This is a genomic window from Microbacterium gilvum, assembly GCF_039543865.1.
GTDB classification, from domain to species: domain Bacteria; phylum Actinomycetota; class Actinomycetes; order Actinomycetales; family Microbacteriaceae; genus Microbacterium; species Microbacterium gilvum.
The window spans coordinates 930983-951862 of record NZ_BAABKO010000001.1; the positions used below are offsets into that span (position 1 = coordinate 930983).

Annotated in this window: 19 protein-coding genes; 6 read left to right on the forward strand and 13 right to left on the reverse strand. The window is 72.7% G+C overall.

Going from position 1 to position 20880, the window contains the following annotated elements:
• Nucleotides 1-22: 22 nt before the first annotated feature.
• Genes ABD998_RS04730 through ABD998_RS04745 form a run of 4 tightly spaced genes read right to left on the reverse strand, consistent with a single transcriptional unit; the run spans nucleotide 23 to nucleotide 3042 of the window.
• Nucleotides 23-691 (reverse strand): O-methyltransferase, encoded by a 669-nt coding sequence (locus ABD998_RS04730; RefSeq protein ID WP_345436434.1) that lies wholly within the window; start codon nucleotides 689-691, stop codon nucleotides 23-25.
• Nucleotides 692-705: 14 nt separating this feature from the next.
• Nucleotides 706-1641, reverse strand: coding sequence for a CPBP family intramembrane glutamic endopeptidase (locus ABD998_RS04735; protein WP_345436436.1), 936 nt, complete (start codon nucleotides 1639-1641; stop codon nucleotides 706-708).
• On the reverse strand, nucleotides 1638-2666 hold the full coding sequence (locus ABD998_RS04740) for a DUF1648 domain-containing protein (RefSeq protein ID WP_345436438.1): 1029 nt from the start codon (nucleotides 2664-2666) through the stop codon (nucleotides 1638-1640). Before ABD998_RS04740 ends, ABD998_RS04735 begins: the two co-directional genes overlap by 4 nt.
• Before the next feature lie 25 nt (nucleotides 2667-2691).
• Nucleotides 2692-3042 (reverse strand): GntR family transcriptional regulator, encoded by a 351-nt coding sequence (locus ABD998_RS04745; protein ID WP_345436440.1) that lies wholly within the window; start codon nucleotides 3040-3042, stop codon nucleotides 2692-2694.
• Between the two features lie 83 nt (nucleotides 3043-3125).
• On the opposite strand from ABD998_RS04745, the gene ABD998_RS04750 reads away from it, so the two are divergent.
• Nucleotides 3126-4388, forward strand: a complete 1263-nt coding sequence (locus tag ABD998_RS04750; protein WP_345436442.1) for an APC family permease — start codon at nucleotides 3126-3128, stop codon at nucleotides 4386-4388.
• A gap of 134 nt (nucleotides 4389-4522) precedes the next feature.
• Here ABD998_RS04750 and hisS read toward each other — a convergent pair whose 3' ends face one another.
• The 4 genes from hisS to mfd form a co-directional block, all read right to left on the reverse strand.
• Entirely contained in the window at nucleotides 4523-5818 is a 1296-nt protein-coding gene (hisS, locus tag ABD998_RS04755) for a histidine--tRNA ligase (protein ID WP_345436444.1), read from the reverse strand.
• 25 nt (nucleotides 5819-5843) lie between these two features.
• Complete coding sequence (locus ABD998_RS04760; protein ID WP_345436930.1) at nucleotides 5844-6482, reverse strand: nucleoside triphosphate pyrophosphohydrolase; 639 nt, start codon at nucleotides 6480-6482, stop codon at nucleotides 5844-5846.
• Between the two features lie 59 nt (nucleotides 6483-6541).
• Nucleotides 6542-7696, reverse strand: coding sequence for a Na+/H+ antiporter NhaA (locus tag ABD998_RS04765; protein ID WP_345436446.1), 1155 nt, complete (start codon nucleotides 7694-7696; stop codon nucleotides 6542-6544).
• Nucleotides 7697-7775: 79 nt separating this feature from the next.
• Nucleotides 7776-11393, reverse strand: a complete 3618-nt coding sequence (gene mfd / locus ABD998_RS04770) for a transcription-repair coupling factor (RefSeq protein WP_345436449.1) — start codon at nucleotides 11391-11393, stop codon at nucleotides 7776-7778.
• 56 nt (nucleotides 11394-11449) lie between these two features.
• Here mfd and ABD998_RS04775 point away from each other — a divergent pair, with 56 nt between their 5' ends.
• Both ABD998_RS04775 and ABD998_RS04780 read left to right on the forward strand, forming a co-directional pair.
• A complete protein-coding gene (locus ABD998_RS04775; protein WP_345436451.1) occupies nucleotides 11450-12142 on the forward strand; it encodes a hypothetical protein in 693 nt (230 codons plus the stop codon).
• A gap of 2 nt (nucleotides 12143-12144) precedes the next feature.
• Complete coding sequence (locus ABD998_RS04780; protein ID WP_345436453.1) at nucleotides 12145-12600, forward strand: hypothetical protein; 456 nt, start codon at nucleotides 12145-12147, stop codon at nucleotides 12598-12600.
• 13 nt (nucleotides 12601-12613) lie between these two features.
• Here ABD998_RS04780 and pth read toward each other — a convergent pair whose 3' ends face one another.
• The 3 genes from pth to ABD998_RS04795 all read right to left on the reverse strand — a co-directional run bounded on the left by pth (nucleotide 12614) and on the right by ABD998_RS04795 (nucleotide 15076).
• The gene (pth, locus tag ABD998_RS04785) at nucleotides 12614-13195 is read right to left on the reverse strand and encodes an aminoacyl-tRNA hydrolase (RefSeq protein WP_345436455.1); all 582 of its coding nucleotides are present in this window, start codon (nucleotides 13193-13195) and stop codon (nucleotides 12614-12616) included.
• A gap of 69 nt (nucleotides 13196-13264) precedes the next feature.
• Entirely contained in the window at nucleotides 13265-13861 is a 597-nt protein-coding gene (locus ABD998_RS04790) for a 50S ribosomal protein L25/general stress protein Ctc (RefSeq protein WP_345436458.1), read from the reverse strand.
• 225 nt (nucleotides 13862-14086) lie between these two features.
• On the reverse strand, nucleotides 14087-15076 hold the full coding sequence (locus ABD998_RS04795) for an alpha/beta hydrolase (RefSeq protein ID WP_345436460.1): 990 nt from the start codon (nucleotides 15074-15076) through the stop codon (nucleotides 14087-14089).
• Between the two features lie 80 nt (nucleotides 15077-15156).
• Here ABD998_RS04795 and ABD998_RS04800 point away from each other — a divergent pair, with 80 nt between their 5' ends.
• Entirely contained in the window at nucleotides 15157-15282 is a 126-nt protein-coding gene (locus ABD998_RS04800) for a hypothetical protein (protein ID WP_345436462.1), read from the forward strand.
• 103 nt (nucleotides 15283-15385) lie between these two features.
• Entirely contained in the window at nucleotides 15386-16849 is a 1464-nt protein-coding gene (gene gndA / locus ABD998_RS04805) for an NADP-dependent phosphogluconate dehydrogenase (RefSeq protein ID WP_345436464.1), read from the forward strand.
• Nucleotides 16850-16963: 114 nt separating this feature from the next.
• Here gndA and ABD998_RS04810 read toward each other — a convergent pair whose 3' ends face one another.
• Nucleotides 16964-18469, reverse strand: a complete 1506-nt coding sequence (locus tag ABD998_RS04810) for a sensor histidine kinase (RefSeq protein ID WP_345436466.1) — start codon at nucleotides 18467-18469, stop codon at nucleotides 16964-16966.
• Complete coding sequence (locus tag ABD998_RS04815; protein ID WP_425562938.1) at nucleotides 18466-19215, reverse strand: response regulator transcription factor; 750 nt, start codon at nucleotides 19213-19215, stop codon at nucleotides 18466-18468. The genes ABD998_RS04810 and ABD998_RS04815 overlap by 4 nt, the downstream gene beginning before the upstream one ends.
• Before the next feature lie 164 nt (nucleotides 19216-19379).
• On the opposite strand from ABD998_RS04815, the gene ABD998_RS04820 reads away from it, so the two are divergent.
• On the forward strand, nucleotides 19380-20864 hold the full coding sequence (locus ABD998_RS04820; protein ID WP_345436470.1) for an ABC transporter permease: 1485 nt from the start codon (nucleotides 19380-19382) through the stop codon (nucleotides 20862-20864).
• Nucleotides 20865-20880: the final 16 nt, after the last annotated feature.

Consider the following 20880-nt stretch of genomic DNA (forward strand, 5'->3'; position numbering starts at 1 on the left):
CTATTGCCGTCGCAGCGCGCCCTCAGACGAGGACGGCGATGGCGAGGCCGTCCCACCCCTTGACGCCCACGGTCTGGATGGCCGTCGCATCGAACCGGGGATCGTCGCCCAGCATCGCGAGACCTGCGCGGACGCCCTGGACCTGCGGGTCGTCGGTCGTGTCGTCGACGACGCGACCCGAGCGGCCGACGTTGTCGACGACGACGACGGCGCCCGGCCGTCCGAGCCGCGCCGCCCAGTCGAGGTAGATCGTGTTCGACTCCTTGTCGGCGTCGATGAAGACGAGGTCGAACGGCTCCCTGCCGTCGAGGGAGGGCAGGACGTCCGCTCCGCGTCCGACCAGGATCTCGACGCGATCGGCGACACCGGCCGCCGCCGCGTTGGAACGGGCGAGCGCGGCGTTGCGAGGCTCCGCCTCGATCGAGACCACCGAGCCGCCGTCGGGCAGCGCCCTGGCCATCCAGATCGCGGAGTACCCGGCGAGCGTGCCGATCTCGAGCACGCGGCGCGCACGCGAGATCCGCACGAGCAGGTGGAGGAGCTTCCCCGCGACCGGCGCGACCTCGATGGGGGCGAGATGCGCCGCCTGCTGCGAGGCCAGCGCCGCGTCGAGCGCGGCGTCGTGGCCCACGAGCGTGTCGGCGAGATAGCGGTCCACGGCGGCCCAGTTCTCGGGAGTCGGCTCCGGCATGCCCCCAGCCTGTCCTATCCGGCCTGCACCGCGCCATCCCCCTGCGCGATGGCCCGCCCCCGGAACTGGCCTGCGGCTGCGAGCACGAGCACGACCAGGGCGATGAGGGCCCACGCCGTGATGCCGAGCGGGCCGGCGAGCGCCAGGTCGATGTCGGCGCCCGCCGCCGCGAGCATCAGCACCGATGCGCCAGCGGCGTTGAGCGCGCCGTGCGCGAACACCGCGGGCCACACCGATCCGGTTCGCAGACGCGTCCAGCCCAGCAGCACGCCCCACGCGACGCAGGCCCCCGTCATGAGGAGGACCCCGGCGAGGTCGGGACGGCCGAAGTTGTACCCGAGCAGGATGAGCGGCGCGTGCCACAGCCCCCAGAACGCGCCGGAGAGCAGCAGGGCGGGCCACACGCCGAGCGGGCGGAGCGCCGGCAGCAGCCAGCCGCGCCATCCGATCTCCTCGCCGAAGGCAAACACGACGTTGACGACGGCGCCGAGCGGCACGGCCGCGAGCTGGCTCACGACGAGCACGGACACCGGGACGGGGAGGTCGGCGACGTCGACGCCGCTCGCCGCGAGCGTCTGCGCGTATCCCGAGAACCCGACGAGGTCCAGTTCCACGAGGCCCAGTGCGCCCGCCAGGAGCGCGGCTCCGACGACGATGAGCGGAGGGATGAGCACGGCGGCGACGGCGAATCCGATCGTCCTGCCCACGGGCCGGAGCGGCCAGACGCCGAGCGCGCGCAGCCGGCCGACGGCGGGCGAGCGCAGCGCGAGCACCACGACGAGCGTCGCGACGAGCGGTGTGTACATCATGGCCGGAGCCACCAGGCCGAAGACGGGCGACGCGATGCCGTCGCCGAGCCAGAGAGGCAGGGCGACGATCCAGGCGAGCCCGGCCGAGACGACGGCGAACACGGCCACAGCGGGCCATGGCACCCGCGCGGCGGCGCTCATGCGCGGTCCGTCCGCTCGCCGAGCCCGGCCAGCAGCGCGGCGGCCGTCGCGGCGTCGTCGATCGTCACGGTGAAGACCCTGCCGTTCGTCCGCGTCACGCGCAGCGCCTCCCCGGCGCGCATCACGACGCCCCAGCCCGAGGACATCCCGTACCGCCATCCCCATCCGCCGTACTCCCCCATCGGGTCGACGTACGCGACCTCCGCCGACGCGATCTCGGCGCGCGGGATGCGGACGCGCGGCCATCCGATCGGCGCGCGCACGGTGAGCCCTGCGTCATCGACGCGGACCCGGTAGACCACCGTCGTCGCGACGAGCGCTGCGACGAGCACGGCGCAGCCGATCGTGATCCACGTGACCGTCGACGGCGCGCCCGCGGTCGCGACGTCGGCGATGGCCGTGCCCGCCGAGACCGCGACGAGGAGCACGAGCGCGCCGACGAGGGCGATGAGCCCCGTGCGTGCCATCGTCACGGTCTGCATCCACACCGCCCGCTCGCCCGGAGCCAGGTGCAGCGGCGCGGGGGTCTCGGCGTCGGGGCCCTCGTCGGGAAGGTCGGGGACGAGCGCCCAGGCCGCCGCGCCGAGCACGATGCCGGCCGCGAAGCCGCCGACGACGAGCCACGTCACCGAGCCCGCGTCGCGCGCGTCGTCGAGGCCCACCTGCAGCAGGGTGCTGCCGAAGAGCACGGCGGAGAGCACCGCCGTCTCGAACCATGCGACAGCGGCGAGCAGCCGATGGGTGCGCCCGCGGGCCGAGCGCATCTGCGCGAGGCCGATACCGCCGAGCAGGGCGGTCACCCCGCCGCCCACCGCGAGGGTCAGGACGGGCACGACGGCGGCGGGCAGGAAGCCGTCGGGTCCCCCGGCGAGCCCCCAGTGCGTCGCGAGCGGATCGGGCAGCAGCGGCAGGAGCGCCGCCTGCGCTCCCGCCAGCACGACGAACACGCCGAGCGGGACGAGGAGCCCGATCCACCGGAATCGGCGGATGGCGCGGGCCCTCGCGGGTGAGCGGTCGGTCGTCATCGTTCCTCCTCGTATCGTGCGCGGGTCAGGTCCGCGCGTCCCTCACGAGCCCCGCGAGGACATCCCGCGGGACGCCGAGGGTCTCGGCCCGCGCCGCGAGAGCGCGGATGTCGTCGTGCAGCTCCGACATGCGCTCGGCGGCGTCGGTGATGACGGCGCCGCGTCCGGGGCGCATGTCGACGAGACCCTCGTCACGCAGCTGCTGGTAGGCGTGCAGCACGGTGTGCAGGTTCACCCCCAGCGCCGACGCCACCTGCTTGGCGGCGGGCAGCCGGTCGCCCTGGCGGGTGCGACCCGCGACGACATCCGCGCGGATGGACGCCGCCAGCTGCGCGAAGACGGGTTCCTCGCGCAGGGGGTCGATGCGGATGAGCATGTAGTTATTCTAGCGCAACTAGAACAATATCCTCGTCGCGCGTCGGCCATCTCCCGGACACCCGCGGCTCGTACACTTCCCGCATGACGACCCAGCCCGCGCTCGCGCGCAGACTTGGCCTCGGCGACGCCGCCGCGATCGGACTCGGATCGATGATCGGGGCGGGCGTCTTCTCGGCGTTCGCGCCCGCCGCGGCGGCGTCCGGGCCGTGGCTGCTCATGGGGCTCGTGATCGCCGCCATCGTCGCGCTGTGCAATGCGACGTCGTCGGCCCAGCTCGCGGCCGTCCATCCCGTCGCGGGCGGCGCGTACGCGTACGGCCGCGCCGAGCTCGGGGCGTGGTGGGGGTACCTCGCCGGATGGAGCTTCGTCATCGGCAAGATCGCCAGCTGCGCCGCGATGGCACTCGTCTTCGCCGCGTACGCCGCCCCCGCCGGCTGGGAGCGCCCCGTCGCGATCGCCGTCGTCGTGCTGCTCGCCGGGGTCAACCTGCTCGGCGTGACGCGCACGGCGCTCGCGACGAAGATCATCGTCGCGGTCGTGCTCGCCTGCCTCGCGGTCGCCGTGACCGCCGGGTTCGCGGGCCCCGCCTCCCCCGCAGCGGCCGACGCGACGGGCGCCGGCCCTTACGGCGTGCTGCAGGCCGCCGGTCTGCTGTTCTTCGCGTTCGCCGGCTACGCGCGCATCGCGACCATGGGCGAGGAGGTGCGCGACCCCGCCCGCACCATCCCGCGGGCCATCCTGCTCGCCTTCGCGCTCGCCGTCGCCGTGTACGCCCTCGTCGGCACGTCGCTGCTGCACGCGCTCGGGCCCGACGGCCTCGCCGCATCGTCGGCTCCCCTTGCCGACGCGGTCGACGCGGCCGGATGGGCGTGGGCGCAGCCCGTCATCCGCGTCGGCGCGGCGGCCGCGGCGCTCGGGGCGCTGCTCGCGCTCATCGCGGGAATCGGCCGTACGACGCTCGCGATGGCGCGCGAGGCCGACCTTCCGCCGTTCCTGTCTGCGGTGCACCCCCGCACGCGCGTGCCCCACCGCGCCGAGATCGCGGTCGCGCTCGTCGTCATCGGCATCGTCGCGTTCGCCGACCTGCGCGGCGTCATCGGCTTCTCGTCGTTCGGCGTGCTGCTCTACTATCTCGTCGCCAACCTCGCCGCCTGGCGGCAGCGCCCATCGGTGCGCCGCTATCCGCGCGCGATGCAGGCGGTCGGCGCCGCCGGCTGCGTCGTGCTCGCCGCGACCCTGCCCTGGCAGAGCGTCGTCGCGGGCGTCGCCGTCGTCATCATCGGCGTCGCCTTCCGCGGCATCCGCCTCCTCCTCGAGCGCCGTGCCGCGGTCGAGGAGGAGTGACCCGCTCCTGCGCCCCCTCTTCTCCCCCGCCGAGAGCCCATCCGGGTGCCGAGAGGACACCGGATTCGCCGTAACCGGGTGTGCTCTCGTCCAACGGATATCCGTTGGACGAGAAGAGGCGATGGATGCCGGGGTCAGCCGAGGGGCTTGAGCGCGAGGTCGTCGCGGGAGGCGCCGGCCGACACCGTCGCGAACGCCGTGTAGCCGTCGGCGGCCGCCCGCTCCAGAAGCGCCTTGAGGTTCTTCGTCCGCTGCTCGAGCCGCACGCGCGACCCCTCGGCGACGAGCTGCGCCTTCAGCGCGAGGAGCTCCGCGACGGGCGCATCGCGATCGTGCACGAGGACGACCGCGGCCGCCGCCTCGGCGTCCGCGAGCGACACGAGGTCTACGATGCGCTCGAAGCCGATCGAGAAGCCGACCGCCGGCACGTCCTGTCCGAGGAAGCGTCCGATCATGCCGTCGTAGCGGCCTCCGCCGCCCAGCGAGTAGGGCGCCGAAGGGTGCGCGATCTCGTAGATGGTGCCCGTGTAGTAGCCCATGCCGCGCACGAGGAAGGGATCGAAGGCGAGCGGGAGCTCCGCTCCCGCCGCGTCCGCGCCGCGCGCCGCCCCGACCGCCTCGCCGATGGCGACGAGGTGCGCGACGATCTCGTCGTCCACGCCCTCCGGCAGCGCCCGCCGGATCTGCGCCTCCCCGAACGGCAGGTGCTCGCGCGTCTGCGGGCGCGTGAGGAACGCCTCGAAGGCGGAGGCGGCGGCATCCGACGCCCCGCGCTCGCGCAGCTCGGCGACGACGCCCGACGCGCCGATCTTGTCGAGCTTGTCGATCGTGATGAGCACGCCGGGGCGCTCGTCCGCCGGGAAGCCGAAGACGTCGAGCATGGCGTCGAGCGCGCGGCGGTCGTTGATGCGGACGGTCGCGCCCTCGAGGCCCAGCGCGTCGAGCGCGTCGAGCGTCGCGGCGATGAGCTCGGCCTCGGCGCGCGCCGACGCGTCGCCCATGATGTCGATGTCGCACTGCACGAACTGCCGGTAGCGTCCCTTCTGCGGGCGCTCGGCGCGCCACACCGGCGCGATCTGCACGGAGCGGAACACGGTCGGGAGCTCGGCGCGGTGGCTCGCGTAGAAGCGCGCCAGCGGCACCGTGAGGTCGTACCGCAGCCCGAGGTCGCTCAGCTGCGCGGTGTCGTCCGCCGCTGCACGCACGGCATCGGCGTCGAGACCGCGCTTGAGCACGTTGAAGGCGAGCTTCTCGTTGTCGCCGCCGACGCCCGCGTGCAGCCGGTCGTACTCCTCCATGACGGGCGTCTCGATCTCGTCGAACCCGTGCGCGCGGTAGCGCTCGCGGATGACGGCGAGCACGCGCTCGCGACGGGCCTTGTCAGCGGGGAGGAAGTCGCGCATGCCGCGCGGCGGGTTCACGGAAGCCATAGCGCCCCCATTCTCCCATGACGCGTCAGGGCGCCTCGGCCTCCCGGATGGCGTCCTCGACGTCGCGGACGGCCGTGCGGAGGGCGCGCTCCGCGTCCCACCCCCGGGCCCTCGCGACCGCGACGAGGCCGAGCAGCGTGTCGCCGAGCTCCTCCTCCGACTCCGGGAGCACGCCGGGCTCGTCCGCGGCGATCGCCTCGGCCGCGGCGACCGACTCCGCGAGCTCGAGCCCCACACCCACCTGCTCGCCCTTGCCGAGCACCTTCTGGGCGAGGGCGAGCGCGGGCATCGCATGCGGGACGCCGTCGAGCACCGACGATCGCGCGCTCTTCTCCTGCGCCTTCGCGGCGTTCCACAGCTCGAGCACGCGCTCGGGGGTCTCTGCGGTCTCGTCTCCGAAGACGTGCGGATGGCGGCGGATCATCTTCTCGGACAGGCCCCGCGCGACGTCGTCGATGCCGAACGGGTCGACGTCGCCGTGCGAGGCGACCTCGGCGTGGAAGAGCACCTGCCAGAGGAGGTCGCCGAGCTCCTCTCGCAGCTCGGCCCGGTCGCCGCGCTCGACGGCGTCGACGAGCTCGGCCGACTCCTCGACGAGGTAGGGCACGAGCCGCTCGTGCGTCATGGTCTGCGACCACACGCACCGCTCGTGCACCTGCCGCATCACGTCCGCCGCCTTCTTCAGCTCATCGCCTGCTTCGCTCACGCGTCCATCCTCTCCCGTCACGAGATCTGCGCGAGCCGCCGGTGGTGGCGGGCGCGCCACGAGACGAGCACGCCCGAGAGCACGAGCGCGATCGCCGAGCCGCCGAGCACGCCCAGCACCGCCTCGTCGCGCAGCAGCGCATCGTCGGCGAAGGCGAGGCCCGCGAGCAGCAGCGAGACCGTGAACCCGATGCCGCCGAGCGCTCCGGCCGCGACGAGGTCGGGCACCCGGATCTCGGGCGCGGTGCCGCGCGGGCGGATGAGCATGGCGAGCCAGCCGAAGAGCACGATGCCGATGATCTTGCCGGCCGGCAGCCCGATGAGGATGCCCCACAGTGCCGGCGACAGCTCGTCGGGCGACACCTGCGGGATGACCACGAGCGCCGAGAAGAACGCGAAGACGGGAAGGACGAGCCCGTTGATCCACGGCTCCAGGACGTGCCGCGCGCGCATGCCCTCGCCCTGCCGGACGGCGAGGCCGAGCAGCACGCCCGCGATCGTCGCGTGCACGCCCGACTGGTAGACGAGGACCCATGCGGCGAGCGCGACGACGATCATGAGCGGCACGAGCACGACCTTCGAGCGGTCGCCGACGAAGCGGCTCAGCACGGCGAACACCACGACGAGCACGACGCCGATGGCGAGGCTGCCGAGGTCGACGTCGGTCGCGAACAGCACAGCGATGAACACGATGCCGACGATGTCGTCGATGATCGCGAGCGCGAGGAGGAAGACGCGCACGGTCGACGGCAGCCCCTTCCCGAACACGGCGAGCACGCCGAGCGCGAACGCGATGTCGGTCGCCGTGGGGATGGGCCACCCGTCGCGCGTCTCGGGACCGCCCGCGACGAGCAGGTAGATCGCGATCGGCATGATCACGCCGCCGGCGGCCGCGATCGCCGGCTTCACCGCGCGCGCGACGCTGTTCAGCTGGCCGCGCGTGAGCTCGTACTGCAGCTCGACGGCGACCCCGAAGAAGAAGATCGCGAGCAGGAAGTCGGCGCCCCAGTGCGCGATCGACAGGTCGAGGGCCGTGCCTGGCACGGCGAGGTGCGCGTGGCTGAACGAGATCACGGCATCGGCCACGGGGCTGTTCGCCGCGACGAGGCCGAGCGCGGCGGCGCCCAGCAGGAGGAAGGCGGGGAAGCGCTCGGAGCGCAGGAGACCGATCATGGGGACCTCTCGGGTTCGCGTGACGGGGCGCGTCTCGCGCCCGCCGCCGACCAGACTTCCCGGCACACCGTCGTCCACCCTACCCGGCGGCGGGCGCCTCCTTCGGCGGCAGCGGGAAGATCGCGTCGAGCAGCTGCGCGACCCAGGCGAGCAGCCCCGCGTCGCCCAGCGGCTCCCCGTCGACGACGGGGAGCGGGACGACCATGGCCTCGCCGCCGCTGAGGATCTTGGCTCCCGGATGGAGCCGCTGCAGGCGGACCTTGATCGAGTCGGGCACGTGCGCGGGCGCGACGCGGAGGTTCCGCCCCATCGCGACGACGTCGGCGAGCCCCGCCTGCGCCGCGCGCCGGCGGAGCCGGGCGACCGCGACGAGACCGTCGACCTCGGGCGGCGTCGGGCCGTAGCGGTCGACGAGCTCCTCGACGACGAGGTCGATCGCGTCGTCCCTCGCCGTCGCGGTGGCCGCGGCGGAGAGCTTCTGGTAGGCCTCGAGCCGCAGCCGCTCGCTGTCGATGTACGTCTCGGGGAGCCGCGCCTCGACGGGCAGCTCGAGCCGCAGCTCGGTGGGGCCGTCGGCCTCCTCGCCGCGGAAGGTCGCCACCGCCTCGCCGATCATGCGCAGGTAGAGGTCGAACCCGACGCCCGCGATGTGCCCCGCCTGCTCGGCGCCCAGCAGATTGCCGGCTCCGCGCAGCTCGAGGTCCTTCATGGCGACCTGGATGCCGCTGCCGAGGTCGTTGTGCACGGCGATCGTCTCGAGGCGGTCGGCCGCCGTCTCCGACAGCGGCTTGCCCTCGTCGTACACGAAGTACGCGTAGGCGCGCTCGCGCCCGCGGCCCACGCGTCCGCGCAGCTGGTGCAGCTGCGCGAGCCCGTACTTGTCGGCGCGGTCGATGATGATCGTGTTCGCGTTGGCGATGTCGATGCCGGTCTCGATGATCGTCGTGCAGACGAGCACGTCGAACTTCCGCTCCCAGAAGTCGTCGACGACCTGCTCGAGCTGGTTCTCGCTCATCTTGCCGTGCGCGACGGCGATGCGCGCGTCGGGCACGAGCTCTGCGAGGTGCGCAGCGACGCGCTGGATGGACTGGACGCGGTTGTGCACGAAGAAGATCTGGCCCTCGCGCAGCATCTCGCGCCGGATGGCCGCCGCGATCTGCTTGTCGTTGTTCGGTCCGACGTACGACAGGATCGGATGGCGGTCCTCGGGCGGCGTCGCGAGGGTCGACATCTCGCGGATGCCCGTCACCGCCATCTCGAGCGTGCGCGGGATGGGCGTCGCGCTCATCGCGAGGATGTCGACGTTGGTCTTGAGCTTCTTGAGCGCGTCCTTGTGCTCGACGCCGAAGCGCTGCTCCTCGTCGACGATCATGAGGCCGAGGTCCTTGAACCTCACCGCCTCGGTGAGGATGCGGTGGGTCCCGATGACCATGTCGACCGTGCCGTCCTGCAGCCCCTGGATGGTCTCGCGCGCCTCCTTGTCGGTCTGGAAGCGCGACAGCGCGCGCACCTTGACGGGGAAGCCGGCGAAGCGGTCCTGGAACGTCTCGATGTGCTGCTTCACGAGGAGGGTGGTCGGGACGAGCATGGCCACCTGCTTGCCGTCCTGGATGGCCTTGAACGCCGCCCTCACGGCCACCTCGGTCTTGCCGAAGCCCACGTCGCCCGACAGCAGGCGGTCCATGGGGATGGGCCGCTCCATGTCGCGCTTGACCTCGTCGATCGTCTGCAGCTGGTCGGGCGTCTCCGCGAACGGGAACGCCTCCTCGAGCTCGCGCTGCCACGGGGTGTCGGGACCGAAGGCGTGCCCCTTCGCGGCCATCCGCGCGGAGTAGAGCTTCACGAGCTCGACGGCGATGTCGCGGACGGCCTTGCGCGCCTTGCTCTTCGCGGCCGCCCAGTCGCTGCCGCCCATCTTCGACAGCACGGGCGCCTCGCCGCCGACGTACTTCGAGAGCAGGTCGAGCTGGTCGGTGGGCACGTACAGCTTGTCGCCGGGGCGCCCGCGCTTCGAGGGCGCGTACTCCAGGACGAGGTAGTCGCGCGTCGTCTTGACGGCGTTGCGGCCGCCGCTGGACACCTCGCGCTGCGCCATCTCGACGAAGCGGCCGATCCCGTGCGTGGCATGGACGACGACCTCTCCCGGCTTCAGCTGCAGCGGGTCGACCACGTTGCGGCGCCGCGAGGCGAGCTTCTTCACGCCGCGCGACTCGCCGCCGATCGACCGTCCGTAGAACTCGCTCTCCGTGAAGACCGCGAGGCGGGCGCCCTCCACCTCGAAGCCTCGCTCCACGTCGGCGCGCACGAGCGTCGCGACGCCGGCCTCGGGCGGGGCGTCGATCGCGTCGACGACACGTGCGGCGACCCCGCGCTCCGACAGCACGTCGCGGGCGCGCTCGACGAGTCCTGTTCCCGACGCGGCGACGACGACGCGCCATCCGTCCCTCACGAGGTCGGCGATGTGCGCCGTCGCTCCGTCGACGTTCCCCTGGAAGGCGGGTGCGGCCGAGGCGCGCACGCGGACGGCCCCGCCCGGATCGGGCACGATCACGGTGTCGTCGTCGTCGAGCGCCGCGAGCTCGGCGGCGATCTCCGCGGCGCCGGAGTCGAACGGGCTGAGCGACCACCACACGCCGCCGGCGGCCCGCACGTCGTCGCGCAGCACCGAGATCGACAGGAAGTCGCCGGCCTCCAGGTTGATGGGCGCCGCGCCCCCGCTCGTCGCGGCGCTCCAGGCGGCCTCCAGGAACTCCCGGTTCGTCTCCCCCAGCGTCAGCGCGCGCGAGACCGCCCGCTCCGGATCGACGAGCGCGACAGCCGCCCCGCGAGGGAGGTAGGCCACAAGCGACTCCAGCGGCCCCGACAGCACGGGGATGAGCGACTCCATGCCCTCCACGGGGATGCCCTCGGCCATCCGCTCGAGCATCTGTCCGATCCCCGGGTGCTCGTGCTGCAGCTCCCGCGCGCGCTGGCGCACGCCCGGCGTGAGCAGCAGCTCGCGGCTCGGCACAAGCTCGACCTCCGGCACGTCGCCGGGCAGCGAGCGCTGGTCGGCGACCGAGAACGCGCGGATCTGGTCGACCTCGTCGCCGAACAGCTCGATGCGGTACGGGTGGTCGGCGACGGGCGGGAAGACGTCGAGGATGCCGCCGCGCACGGCGAACTCGCCGCGGCGCGAGACCATGTCGACGCGGTGGTAGGCGAGCTCGACGAGCCGCTCGACGATGCCGTCGAGGTCGTGCCCGCGGGCGCCCGCGCGCAGCTCCACAGGCGCGACGTCGCCGAGTCCGCGCGCGAGCGGCTGGATGGCCGCGCGGATGGACGCCGTCACGACGAGCGGCCGGTCCCCGCCTTCCGCGATCCGCCGCAGCGTCGCGAGCCGCCGCCCGACCGTCTCGGCGCTCGGGCTGAGCCGCTCGTGCGGCAGCGTCTCCCACGCCGGGAAGTCGCGCACCTCCGCCTCGGGGAGCACGCAGGCGAGCGCCGCGGCGAGGCTCTCCGCCCTGCGCCCCGTGGGCGCGACGGCGAGCAGGACGGGCGGATGGCCTGCCGCGCGCCGTCGCCGCAGGAGCGCCGCGAGCAGCGGCGCGTCGAGCCCGTCGACGAGCGAGAGATCGGCGTCGACGGCCGCGCTCGCGAGCGCGTCGCCGAACGACTCGTCCTGTTCCAGAGCACTCACGATCCCCTGCACAGTCACCGGAGAAGTCTATGCGGGCTGTAGGACACGGGGCCGCCGCTTCCTAGGATGGGAGCATGAGCGCCGACCAGTCCTCGCCGTCCCCCGATGCCGGCGGGTACCCGCCGCGCCCGCCGCTCCCCCCGTACACGCCGCCGGGAGACGCCCCGTACGCCGCTCAGCCGCCGTACGGCCAGCAGCCCGCGTACGGCGAGCAGCCCGCGTACGGCGAGCAGGCCCCGTACTCGACCCCTCCGTCGTCTCCTGAGGGCGTCGTCCCGGGAGTGCAGCAGTCCGGCGCCTACGTCTATCCCCCGACCGCGCCGTACGCGCCTCAGGTCGACGCGCGCTACGGCACGATGCTGGGGGCACCGCAGGCGGCACCCGCTTCGAAGGCGGCCGGACGCGTCGCGCTGCTGCTCTCCCTCCTCTCGCTCATCGGCGCAGCGGTGGTCCTCGCCGTGTGCCTGTTCCTCGTGGGCGTGCAGTCCGAGCGCAGCGGGTTCCTCGAGACGGTCGCCGCCGAGGATCCCGACTGGACGCTCCTCGCGCCCGTGCGCGACGCCGTGATGACCGCCGAGATCACGTGGTGGGTGGCGACGGCGCTCGGCATCTGGGCGCTCGTGCAGGGCATCGTCGCGATCGCCCGGCGGCGCGGACGCGGCGCCGGGATCGCCGCCGTCGTCATCGCCGTGCTCGCGCCGATCGTCGTCGGCACGATCGCCTTCATCGGCTTCGCGGCCGGGCTCGCGGGCGGCACGGGCGTCTGACCGTGTCGTACGCGTCGCCGCCTCCCGCGTATCCCGTCCGCGTTCCCCGGCCGCCCGGCCCCTCGGGCCTCGGCGTCGTCGCCCTCGCGGCCGCCGTCGCGGGCGTCGTGATCGGCTCCGTCGCCGTCTACGCCGGCGCGCAGGGCTTCGCGGACATCGGCGGCCTCGTCGACGAGGCGGGCGACATCCCCGACGAATCGGTCGGCGCGTTCCTGTCCGTCTTCCTGCGGGCCTTCGGATGGCTCGGCGCCGGATTCGCGCTGTGGGGTCTGCTCGCGACGTGGGGACTCGTGCAGGGCATCGTCGCCATCGTCCTCCACCGCGGGCGCGGCGCCGGCATCGCGGCGCTCGTCGTCGCCGTGCTCGGCTTCTTCGTCGTGATGGCGTTCTTCGCGATCGGGATGACCGCCGGACTCGGGTCGCTCGCGCCCGACGCCGTGGACGCCGCCGTCGCCTGACGCCGTGCGCGGGTCAGCGCGGTGCGTGGAAGCGCTGCTGCGCCGACACGAGGCCGTCCTCGACGACCCGCTCGACCGCGTCGGCGGCGTCCGACACGAGGATCGGCAGCGTCGCGCGCTCCGCGGCGCCGAACGCGTCGAGCACCCAGTCGGCGGGGTCCTGGCGGCCGGGCGGCCGGCCGATCCCGACCCGGACGCGCACGAAGTCGGGCGTGGCGAGCGCCTTGGCGATGTCGCGCACTCCGTTGTGTCCGCCGTGCCCCCCGCCCGACTTGAGCTTGATGGTGTCGAAGGGGATGTCGAGCTCGTCGTGCACGACGATGACGCGATCCGCGCCCAGGCCGTAGAACTTCGCGAGGTTGACCGTCGGCCCGCCCGACACGTTCATGTAGCTGTTGAGCTTGGCGAGGACGAGCTTGGCGCCGCCGGGGCTCAGCCATCCCTCGGCGACGCGCGCGTTCGCCTTGTGCGGGCGGAACGCCGCCGAGCGCCGCGACGCGAGCTCGTCGACCACCATCTGCCCGATGTTGTGCCGGGTCCGCTCGTACCGCGGTCCGGGGTTGCCGAGCCCGACCACGAGCCAGGTGTCCGCCATGTTCCGTCCTCCTCGAGACGACGCGAGGGGGTGCGACCAGGTCGCACCCCCTCGCGTGGAGAGATCCGATTACTCTGCTGCGGGCGCGTCGCCCTCTGCGGCCTCGGTCTCCTCGTCGGCGGCCTCGCCGCGCGGCGTGAGGATCGTGAGGACGAGCGTCTCGGCGTCGGCCGCGAGCGTCGCGCCCTTCGGGAGCTCGACGGCGCCGGCGTGGATGGACACGCCGTCCTCGAGACCCTCGACCGAGACCTCGACGTGCTCGGGGATGTGCGTCGCCTCGACCTCGAGCGACAGCGTCGCCGCCTCGAGGTTGACGATCGTGCCCGAGAACGACTCGCCCACGACCGTAACGGGGACGTCGACCGTGATCTTCTCGCCCTTCTTCACGACGAGGAGGTCGATGTGCTCGATGATCTGGCGCACCGGGTCCTTCTGGACGTCCTTGACGAGCGCGAGCGCGCCCTTGCCCTCGATGTCGAGCTCGAGGAGCGCGTTCGCCTGGCGGACGATGAGCGCCGTCTCGTGGCCCGGGAGGGCGAGGTGGACGGGCTCGGTGCCGTGCCCGTAGAGGACGGCGGGGATCTTGCCGGCGGCGCGCAGGCGGCGCGCGAAGCCCTTGCCGAACTCGGTGCGGACGTCGGCCGCGAGCTTGTTCTGATCAGCCATGAGTGTGCTCCCTGATGAGGTCACGCGGCCGAGCGGACCGCATGGAGGTCTGGTGTCTTTCTCGACTCGAACGCAGCGCGTGAGGAGAGCATGGAGCCCGCTTCACCGCGTCGATCACGGATGTCGCAGCGCTCGCGCCGCGTTCTCCCTCGCCGAGGTCGTCGTCCATGCTACCCGACGCGCCCCCCGGGGGAGAACCGGCCCGCTCCCAGATGACGGCGCGCGTCAGCGCTCCACGAAGCCCGTCGTCCAGCGGCCCAGGCGCGCATAGGCCAGCCGCCGCGCGTCCGGGCGCGACAGGAAGACGTCGTGGAGGGCGCCGTCGATGCGCTCGATCGTCACGCTCGGCCCGAGACGCAGCGCCGCGCGCGCGATGTCGTCGACGACGAGGACGGAGTCGGCGCGCGTGAGGTCGTCCGACCATCGTGTCGGCGTCGCACTGCGCGCCGACAGGAGCACGCACACCGGCGCCTCGATGGCGAGGCCGCGCGCGACCTGCGCGTGCCCTTCGAGAACGGCGTGCAGCCATCCGGCGTGGACCGTCATGCTCACCTCGGGCCTCCACCGCGGGTCCACGACGACCGGATCGTCGGGGTCGGCGGCCTCCTGCTGCGCGCGGGCGTAGAAGCCGAGGTCGATCTGCGGCGCCGCGTCCATGGGGCGCCAGCGCGCCTGCATCTGCACGACGGGCGCGATCGCGGGGCGCACGCCGCTCAGCTGGAACTCGAGCCACGGGCTGTTGAGCACGAGGGCGGTCGCGACGCCGGGGTGGCGCGCGGCCCACAGGCTGAGGGTCAAGCCGCCTGTGGAATGCCCGACGAGGACGAGGCGACGACCCGGCTGGTCGGCCGGCCTGTCGGCCATCGCCTCGAGCGCTGCCGCGATGTCGGCGTCGTACACGGCGAGGTCGGAGACGTAGCCGGGCGTCTGGCCGTCACGGAGGCTGCGCCCGTACTTGCGGAGGTCGAGGGCGAAGAACCGCGCGCCGCGCTCCGTCCAGAACCGCGCGAGCCGGGTCTGGAAGAAGTAGTCGGACCATCCGTGGACGTACAGCACATCGACGTCGTCGAGCGGCCGGCGCACGAGCAGCCGGCGCTCGGGAAGCAGGCGGACGAGGGTCGCGACGACGGGGCCCTCCCCGTCCTCGCCCAGCGGCAGCGTGCGCTGGGCGAATCCTCCGCCGAGCACATCGGGCCGCCATCCGTCGCGGGACATGGACCGAGGCTAACCCGTCGCCGCTTACGATGGACGGGGCCCTACGGCCATCCGACACCGCACACGAAGGAGCATCCGCCATGATCGACGGCGCACTCGCCTCGCACATCCTCGCCTGGGTCATCGGAGGGGTGTCGATCGTCGCGGCGGTCCTGATCACGGGCGCCTTCTTCACCCTCGGACGCCAGAACTCCTACGACAAGTGACGGACGCCTGACGGCCGGCTCACACCGTCACGGCGACGCACGTGAGCCGCGAGGCGACTAGCCTGGGGCACGTCCGACTTTTCTCGTGTTCAAGGAGTAGCGCGTGACCGACGCTTCATCGACCCCCGCCAGTGCGAACATCGGGGTCGTTGGCCTCGCCGTGATGGGTTCCAACCTCGCCCGCAACCTCGCCAGCCGCGAGGGAAACACGGTGGCCGTGTTCAACCGCAGCCGCTCGAAGACCGACGAGCTGATCGCGGCCCACCCCGAGGCCGGCTTCATCCCCGCCTTCTCGTACGAGGAGTTCGCGGCATCGCTCTCGAAGCCGCGAACGGCGATCATCATGGTCAAGGCGGGCCGCCCCACCGACGCCGTCATCGACTCGCTCGTCGAGGTCTTCGAGCCGGGCGACATCATCGTGGACGGCGGCAACGCCTACTTCCCCGACACCATCCGCCGTGAGAAGGCCGTCCGCGAGACCGGCATCAACTTCGTCGGCGCCGGCATCTCGGGCGGCGAGGAGGGTGCGCTCACGGGGCCCTCGATCATGCCCGGCGGCTCCGACGAGTCGTGGATCACCCTCGGCCCCATCCTGAAGTCGATCGCCGCCGTCGCCGAGGGCGAGCCGTGCGTCACGCACGTCGGCCACGACGGCGCCGGCCACTTCGTGAAGATGGTGCACAACGGCATCGAGTACGCCGACATGCAGCTCATCGCCGAGGCGTACGACCTCATCCGCCGCGGCACGGGCAAGACCCCCGCCGAGATCGCCGACGTGTTCGCCGAATGGAACACGGGCGAGCTGGAGTCGTACCTCATCGAGATCACCGCCGAGGTGCTGCGCCAGATCGACGCCGAGACGGGCAAGCCGCTCGTCGACGTCATCCTCGACCAGGCCGGCGCCAAGGGCACGGGCGCCTGGACCGTGCAGACGGCCCTGTCGCTGGGTGTGCCCGTCTCGGGCATCGCCGAGGCCACCTTCGCGCGCTCGCTGTCGTCGCACCCCGAGCAGCGCGCGGTCGCCGCGGCGCTGCCCGGACCCGACGAGGAGTTCCAGGTGGCCGACGCCGACGCGTTCATCGAGGACGTGCGCCAGGCCCTGTTCGCGTCGAAGATCATCGCCTACTCGCAGGGCTTCGACGAGATCCGCGCCGGCGCCGCCGAGTACGGCTGGACGATCGACCTCGGCGCCGTGTCGAAGATCTGGCGCGCGGGCTGCATCATCCGCGCCCAGTTCCTCAACCGCATCGCCGACGCCTACGCCGCCCAGACCGACCTGCCCGTGCTCGCGACCGCGCCGTACTTCGCCGACGCGCTCACGCGCGGACAGGCGGCATGGCGCCGCGTCGTGATCGCCGCGACGCAGGCGGGCATCCCCTCGCCGGCGTTCTCGTCGTCGCTCGCGTACTACGACGGCATCCGAGCCGAGCGCCTGCCCGCCGCCCTCGTGCAGGGCCAGCGCGACTTCTTCGGCGCGCACACCTACAAGCGCATCGACAAGGAGGGCACGTTCCACACGCAGTGGTCCGGCGACCGCACCGAGATCGAGGCCGAGGACACGCACTGACGGTCCCGCGCGAACGAGCCGCCCCGGGATCCGTTCCCGAGGGCGGCTCGCCCCGTTTCGGCTCCGTCGCTGCGCTCCCCCGCTCGACGACCACGCAGCCGGAGCCCCAGCGGGTCAGAGCGCGGAGTGCCCGACCGGACGGGCGGGCAGGCGCACCTCGAACGTCGTGTCGCCGGGGGCGCTGCGCACCGAGATGGCACCGTGGTGGGCGTCGACGATCGCCTTCGCGATCGAGAGGCCGAGGCCCGTGCCGCCGGTCTTCCGGGCACGCGACCTGTCGCCGCGTGCGAAGCGGGTGAAGAGCTCGCGCTGCAGCTCCTCGTCGATGCCGGGGCCGTCGTCGTGCACGGTCAGCACGGCGCGCGTCGCGCCGCCCTCTCCCTCGATCCGCAGGCCGAGGGTCACGTGCGTGCCGTCCGGCGTGTGCGTTCGCGCGTTGGCGAGCAGGTTGACGACGACCTGGGTGAGGCGTCCGCGGTCGCCGGCGATGATGACCGGCTCCTCCGGGACGTCGACCGCCCAGTCGTGTCCCGGACCCGCGGCCTGCTGGTCCGCGATCGCCTCGACCGCGAGCTGCGTGAGGTCGACCGCTCCCAGCACGATCTCCTGGCCCTCGTCGAGCCTGGCCAGCAGCAGCAGGTCCTCCACGAGCGATGTCATGCGGATCGACTGGGCCTGGATGCGCTCGAGCGCCTGCTCGGTGTTGTCGGTCAGCTCGGGGTCCCGCAGCGACAGCTCGGAGTAGCCGCGGATGGAGGCGAGAGGCGTGCGCAGTTCGTGGCTCGCGTCCGCGACGAAGCGCCGCATGAGCTCTTCGTTGCGCTGCCGCGCGTGCAGCGACGTCTCGACGTGATCGAGCAGCGTGTTGAGCGACGCGCCCACCTGCCCGATCTCGGTGCGCGGATCGGCCTGCTCGTGCGGCACGCGCTCGTCGATCGAGACGGCGCCCTGGTCGAGGGGCTGCTCGGCGACCCGGCGGGCGGTCTCCGCGACGGCGCGCAGCGGCCGCAGCCCCGTGCGGATGACGAGCATCGTCGCGATGCCGAGCAGGATCATCCCGCCGATCGTCGCGAACAGGACGGTCGTCCACAGCCGGCCGATCGTGCCCTGCACCTCCGCGGTGGGCAGTCCGGCGATGACCGTGACGGGAGACGAGGGGTCGTTCGCGAGGATGCGGTAGGTCCCGACGCCGTCGATCACGACCGTGCCCGATGTCCGACGGTCGACGAGGTCGATGACGGCGTCGACCTGCGCGTCCGTGAGGGCGACGGGCTGGCGGTCGTCGCCCATGTAGGCGCCGGACGCCCCGCTCACGCTCGTCTCGTAGATGAAGAGGAACCCCGGTGCCACGGGGCGGTCGCGCAGCGCCGACGACGCCGACTCGCCGTTCTGGATGGCTGCGAGGAGCGACTGCTCCACCGCCTGCGACGAGGACTGCACCTCGTCGGTCAGCTGGCTGTCGAGGACGCTGCTCAGGATCACGCTCGTGAGCGTCGTGATGATCGCGAGGATGACCGACACGATGCCCACGACCGTGATCATGAGCCGCGCCTCGAAGCTCAGCTTCCGCAGCCCCCGGAGCGGAGCCGGCGCGGCCTCCGCGGCCGCGGCCGCGCTCACTGAGGCGCCTTGATCATGTACCCCGCGCCCCGCACGGTGTGGATGAGCGCGTCGCGGCCCGCGTCGATCTTCTTCCGGAGGTAGGAGATGTAGAGCTCCACGACGCTCGACTTGCCGCCGAAGTCGTAGTGCCAGACGCGGTCGAGGATCTGCGCCTTCGACAGCACGCGGCGCTGATTGCGCATGAGGTAGCGCAGCAGCTCGAACTCGGTCGCCGTGAGCTCGATGGACTGGCCTGCGCGCTCCACCTCGTGGCTGTCCTCGTTGAGCGTCAGGTCGGCGACGCGCAGGATCGGCTCCTCGTCGGCGGCGAGGGCGGTGCCGGCGCGGCGCATGAGCGCGCGCAGGCGGGCGACGACCTCTTCGAGGCTGAACGGCTTGGTGACGTAGTCGTCGCCGCCCGCCGTGAGGCCGGCGACGCGGTCGGTGACGGAGTCCTTGGCCGTCAGGAAGAGCACGGGCACGTCGTTCTCGTTCTGGCGCAGGCGCTGGAGCACGCCCATCCCGTCGAGGTCGGGCATCATGACGTCGAGCACGAGGGCGTCCGGATCGAAGTCGCGCACGGCCTGCAGCGCTTCGAAGCCGCTGCCCGCCGAGCGGACCTCCCAGCCCTCCATGCGGAGCGCCATGGAGAGCAGGTCGGTGAGCATCTGCTCGTCGTCGACGACGAGCACGCGCACGGGCGAGCCGTCGGGACGTGTCAGGGCGGGCGAAGGGGTGCGGGCGGTCGTTGTCATGGCTCTCATTGTGCGCCCGTTCCTATGCGCTTGCTATGGCGCGGGCTATGTGCGCGCTGTGAGTCCTCGGACCCGTTCATAAGCCGCTCATAACCTCCGCACATGCGCGCCATGAGCGGCGTCCCTACGGTCGACCTCGGCCGCTCGCCGGGAGCGGCGAAAAGGGAGACCCCATGTTCGGAACCTACCTGCGACGAGAACTCGCGGGCCGCAAGAAGCAGACGATCATCGTCGCGGCAGGACTCGCGATCGCCATCGCGCTCGTCATCATCGTCAACGCGCTGTCGGCGGGCGTGCGCGACGCGCAGAACCAGGCGCTCGAGTCCGTCTACGGTGTCGGCACCGACCTCACCGTGACCGGTGCGGCCGCCGAGCCCGGAGAGGGCGGCGGCCAGCGCTTCGAGTTCGGCGAGGACGACGGAGCCACAGCCGACGACGGCACGACCGAGGTCAGCCAGTCGCGCCTCACGACCGAGATGGGGCGCTCCACGCTGGAGTCGTCCGTCGTCGACACCGCGGCCGGGACCGACGGCGTGTCCGCCGTCTCCGGCGCGCTCGCCCTCACGAACGTCACGTTCGACGGCGAGCTCCCGAGCGCGCCGACCGACTCGACCGACACGGGAGACGCGACGCAGACGGCGCCGTCGGAGGGCGAGATGCCGCAGGGCGGCGGGGGCGGCTTCGGCGGCGGCTCGTTCGACCTGAACTCGATCAGCGTGCTGGGCGTCGACGACGCCGCATCGACGGTCGGCCCGCTCTCCTCGGTCGAGGTCTCCGACGGCCGGGCGCTCGCGTCGGACGACGCGGGGTCGTACGTCGCCGTCGTCGACGCGACGTACGCGTCCACCAACGAGCTCGCCGTGGGCGACACCGTCGAGCTCGGCGGCGAGGAGTTCGAGATCGTCGGCGTCGCGGCCTCCACGTCGGACTCCGCCGACACCGCCGCCGACGTCTTCATCCCCCTCGACGTCGCGCAGGACCTCTCCGGTGCGGGCGACGTCGTCTCGACCGTGTACGTGCAGGCCGCGTCGGCCGGCGACATCGCGACCGTGCAGACCACCCTCGAGGACGAGCTGCCCGACGCGACCGTGAGCTCGCAGTCCGACCTCGCCTCGACCGTGTCCGGTTCGCTGTCGAGCGCGTCGAGCCTCATCACGAGCCTCGGCACGTGGCTGTCGGTCATCGTGCTCGCCGTCGCCGTTCTGCTCGCCGTGCTGTTCACGATCTCGGGCGTCTCGCGCCGTACACGGGAGTTCGGAACGCTCAAGGCCATCGGCTGGACGAACGGCCGGGTCGTCCGCCAGGTCGCCGGGGAGTCGGTCGTGCAGGGGCTCATCGGCGGGGCCGTGGGCGTCGCACTCGGCGTCGTCGGCGCCGTCATCATCAACGTCGTGCAGCCGACCATCTCGACGGCATCCACCGCGACGGCCGCAGGGCCTGGCGGCGAGGGCGGCATGGGCGGCATGGGCGGCATGGGCGGCGGCTTCGGCGCCATGGCCGAGACGGCGAGCGACATCACGCTCTCGGCACCGCTCGACGCGACCATCATCATCATCGCGGTGGCGCTCGCCGTCGCGGGCGGACTCGTGGCCGGCGCGATCGGCGGATGGCGGGCCGCTCGGCTGAGCCCCGCCGAGGCGCTGCGCTCGGTCGGCTGAGCGCGGACAGGACAAG

Excerpts from the sequence above, each read along its gene's own strand:
- ABD998_RS04730 (WP_345436434.1), bottom strand. The coding sequence starts at position 691 with ATGCCGGAGCCGACTCCCGAGAACTGGGCCGCCGTGGACCGCTATCTC.
- ABD998_RS04735 (WP_345436436.1), bottom strand. The coding sequence starts at position 1,641 with ATGAGCGCCGCCGCGCGGGTGCCATGGCCCGCTGTGGCCGTGTTCGCC.
- ABD998_RS04740 (WP_345436438.1), bottom strand. The coding sequence starts at position 2,666 with ATGACGACCGACCGCTCACCCGCGAGGGCCCGCGCCATCCGCCGATTC.
- ABD998_RS04745 (WP_345436440.1), bottom strand. The coding sequence starts at position 3,042 with ATGCTCATCCGCATCGACCCCCTGCGCGAGGAACCCGTCTTCGCGCAG.
- ABD998_RS04750 (WP_345436442.1), top strand. The coding sequence starts at position 3,126 with ATGACGACCCAGCCCGCGCTCGCGCGCAGACTTGGCCTCGGCGACGCC.
- hisS (WP_345436444.1), bottom strand. The coding sequence starts at position 5,818 with ATGGCTTCCGTGAACCCGCCGCGCGGCATGCGCGACTTCCTCCCCGCT.
- ABD998_RS04760 (WP_345436930.1), bottom strand. The coding sequence starts at position 6,482 with ATGCGGCAGGTGCACGAGCGGTGCGTGTGGTCGCAGACCATGACGCAC.
- ABD998_RS04765 (WP_345436446.1), bottom strand. The coding sequence starts at position 7,696 with ATGATCGGTCTCCTGCGCTCCGAGCGCTTCCCCGCCTTCCTCCTGCTG.
- ABD998_RS04775 (WP_345436451.1), top strand. The coding sequence starts at position 11,450 with ATGAGCGCCGACCAGTCCTCGCCGTCCCCCGATGCCGGCGGGTACCCG.
- pth (WP_345436455.1), bottom strand. The coding sequence starts at position 13,195 with ATGGCGGACACCTGGCTCGTGGTCGGGCTCGGCAACCCCGGACCGCGG.
- ABD998_RS04790 (WP_345436458.1), bottom strand. The coding sequence starts at position 13,861 with ATGGCTGATCAGAACAAGCTCGCGGCCGACGTCCGCACCGAGTTCGGC.
- ABD998_RS04795 (WP_345436460.1), bottom strand. The coding sequence starts at position 15,076 with ATGTCCCGCGACGGATGGCGGCCCGATGTGCTCGGCGGAGGATTCGCC.
- ABD998_RS04800 (WP_345436462.1), top strand. The coding sequence starts at position 15,157 with ATGATCGACGGCGCACTCGCCTCGCACATCCTCGCCTGGGTCATCGGA.
- ABD998_RS04815 (WP_425562938.1), bottom strand. The coding sequence starts at position 19,215 with ATGAGAGCCATGACAACGACCGCCCGCACCCCTTCGCCCGCCCTGACA.
- ABD998_RS04820 (WP_345436470.1), top strand. The coding sequence starts at position 19,380 with ATGTTCGGAACCTACCTGCGACGAGAACTCGCGGGCCGCAAGAAGCAG.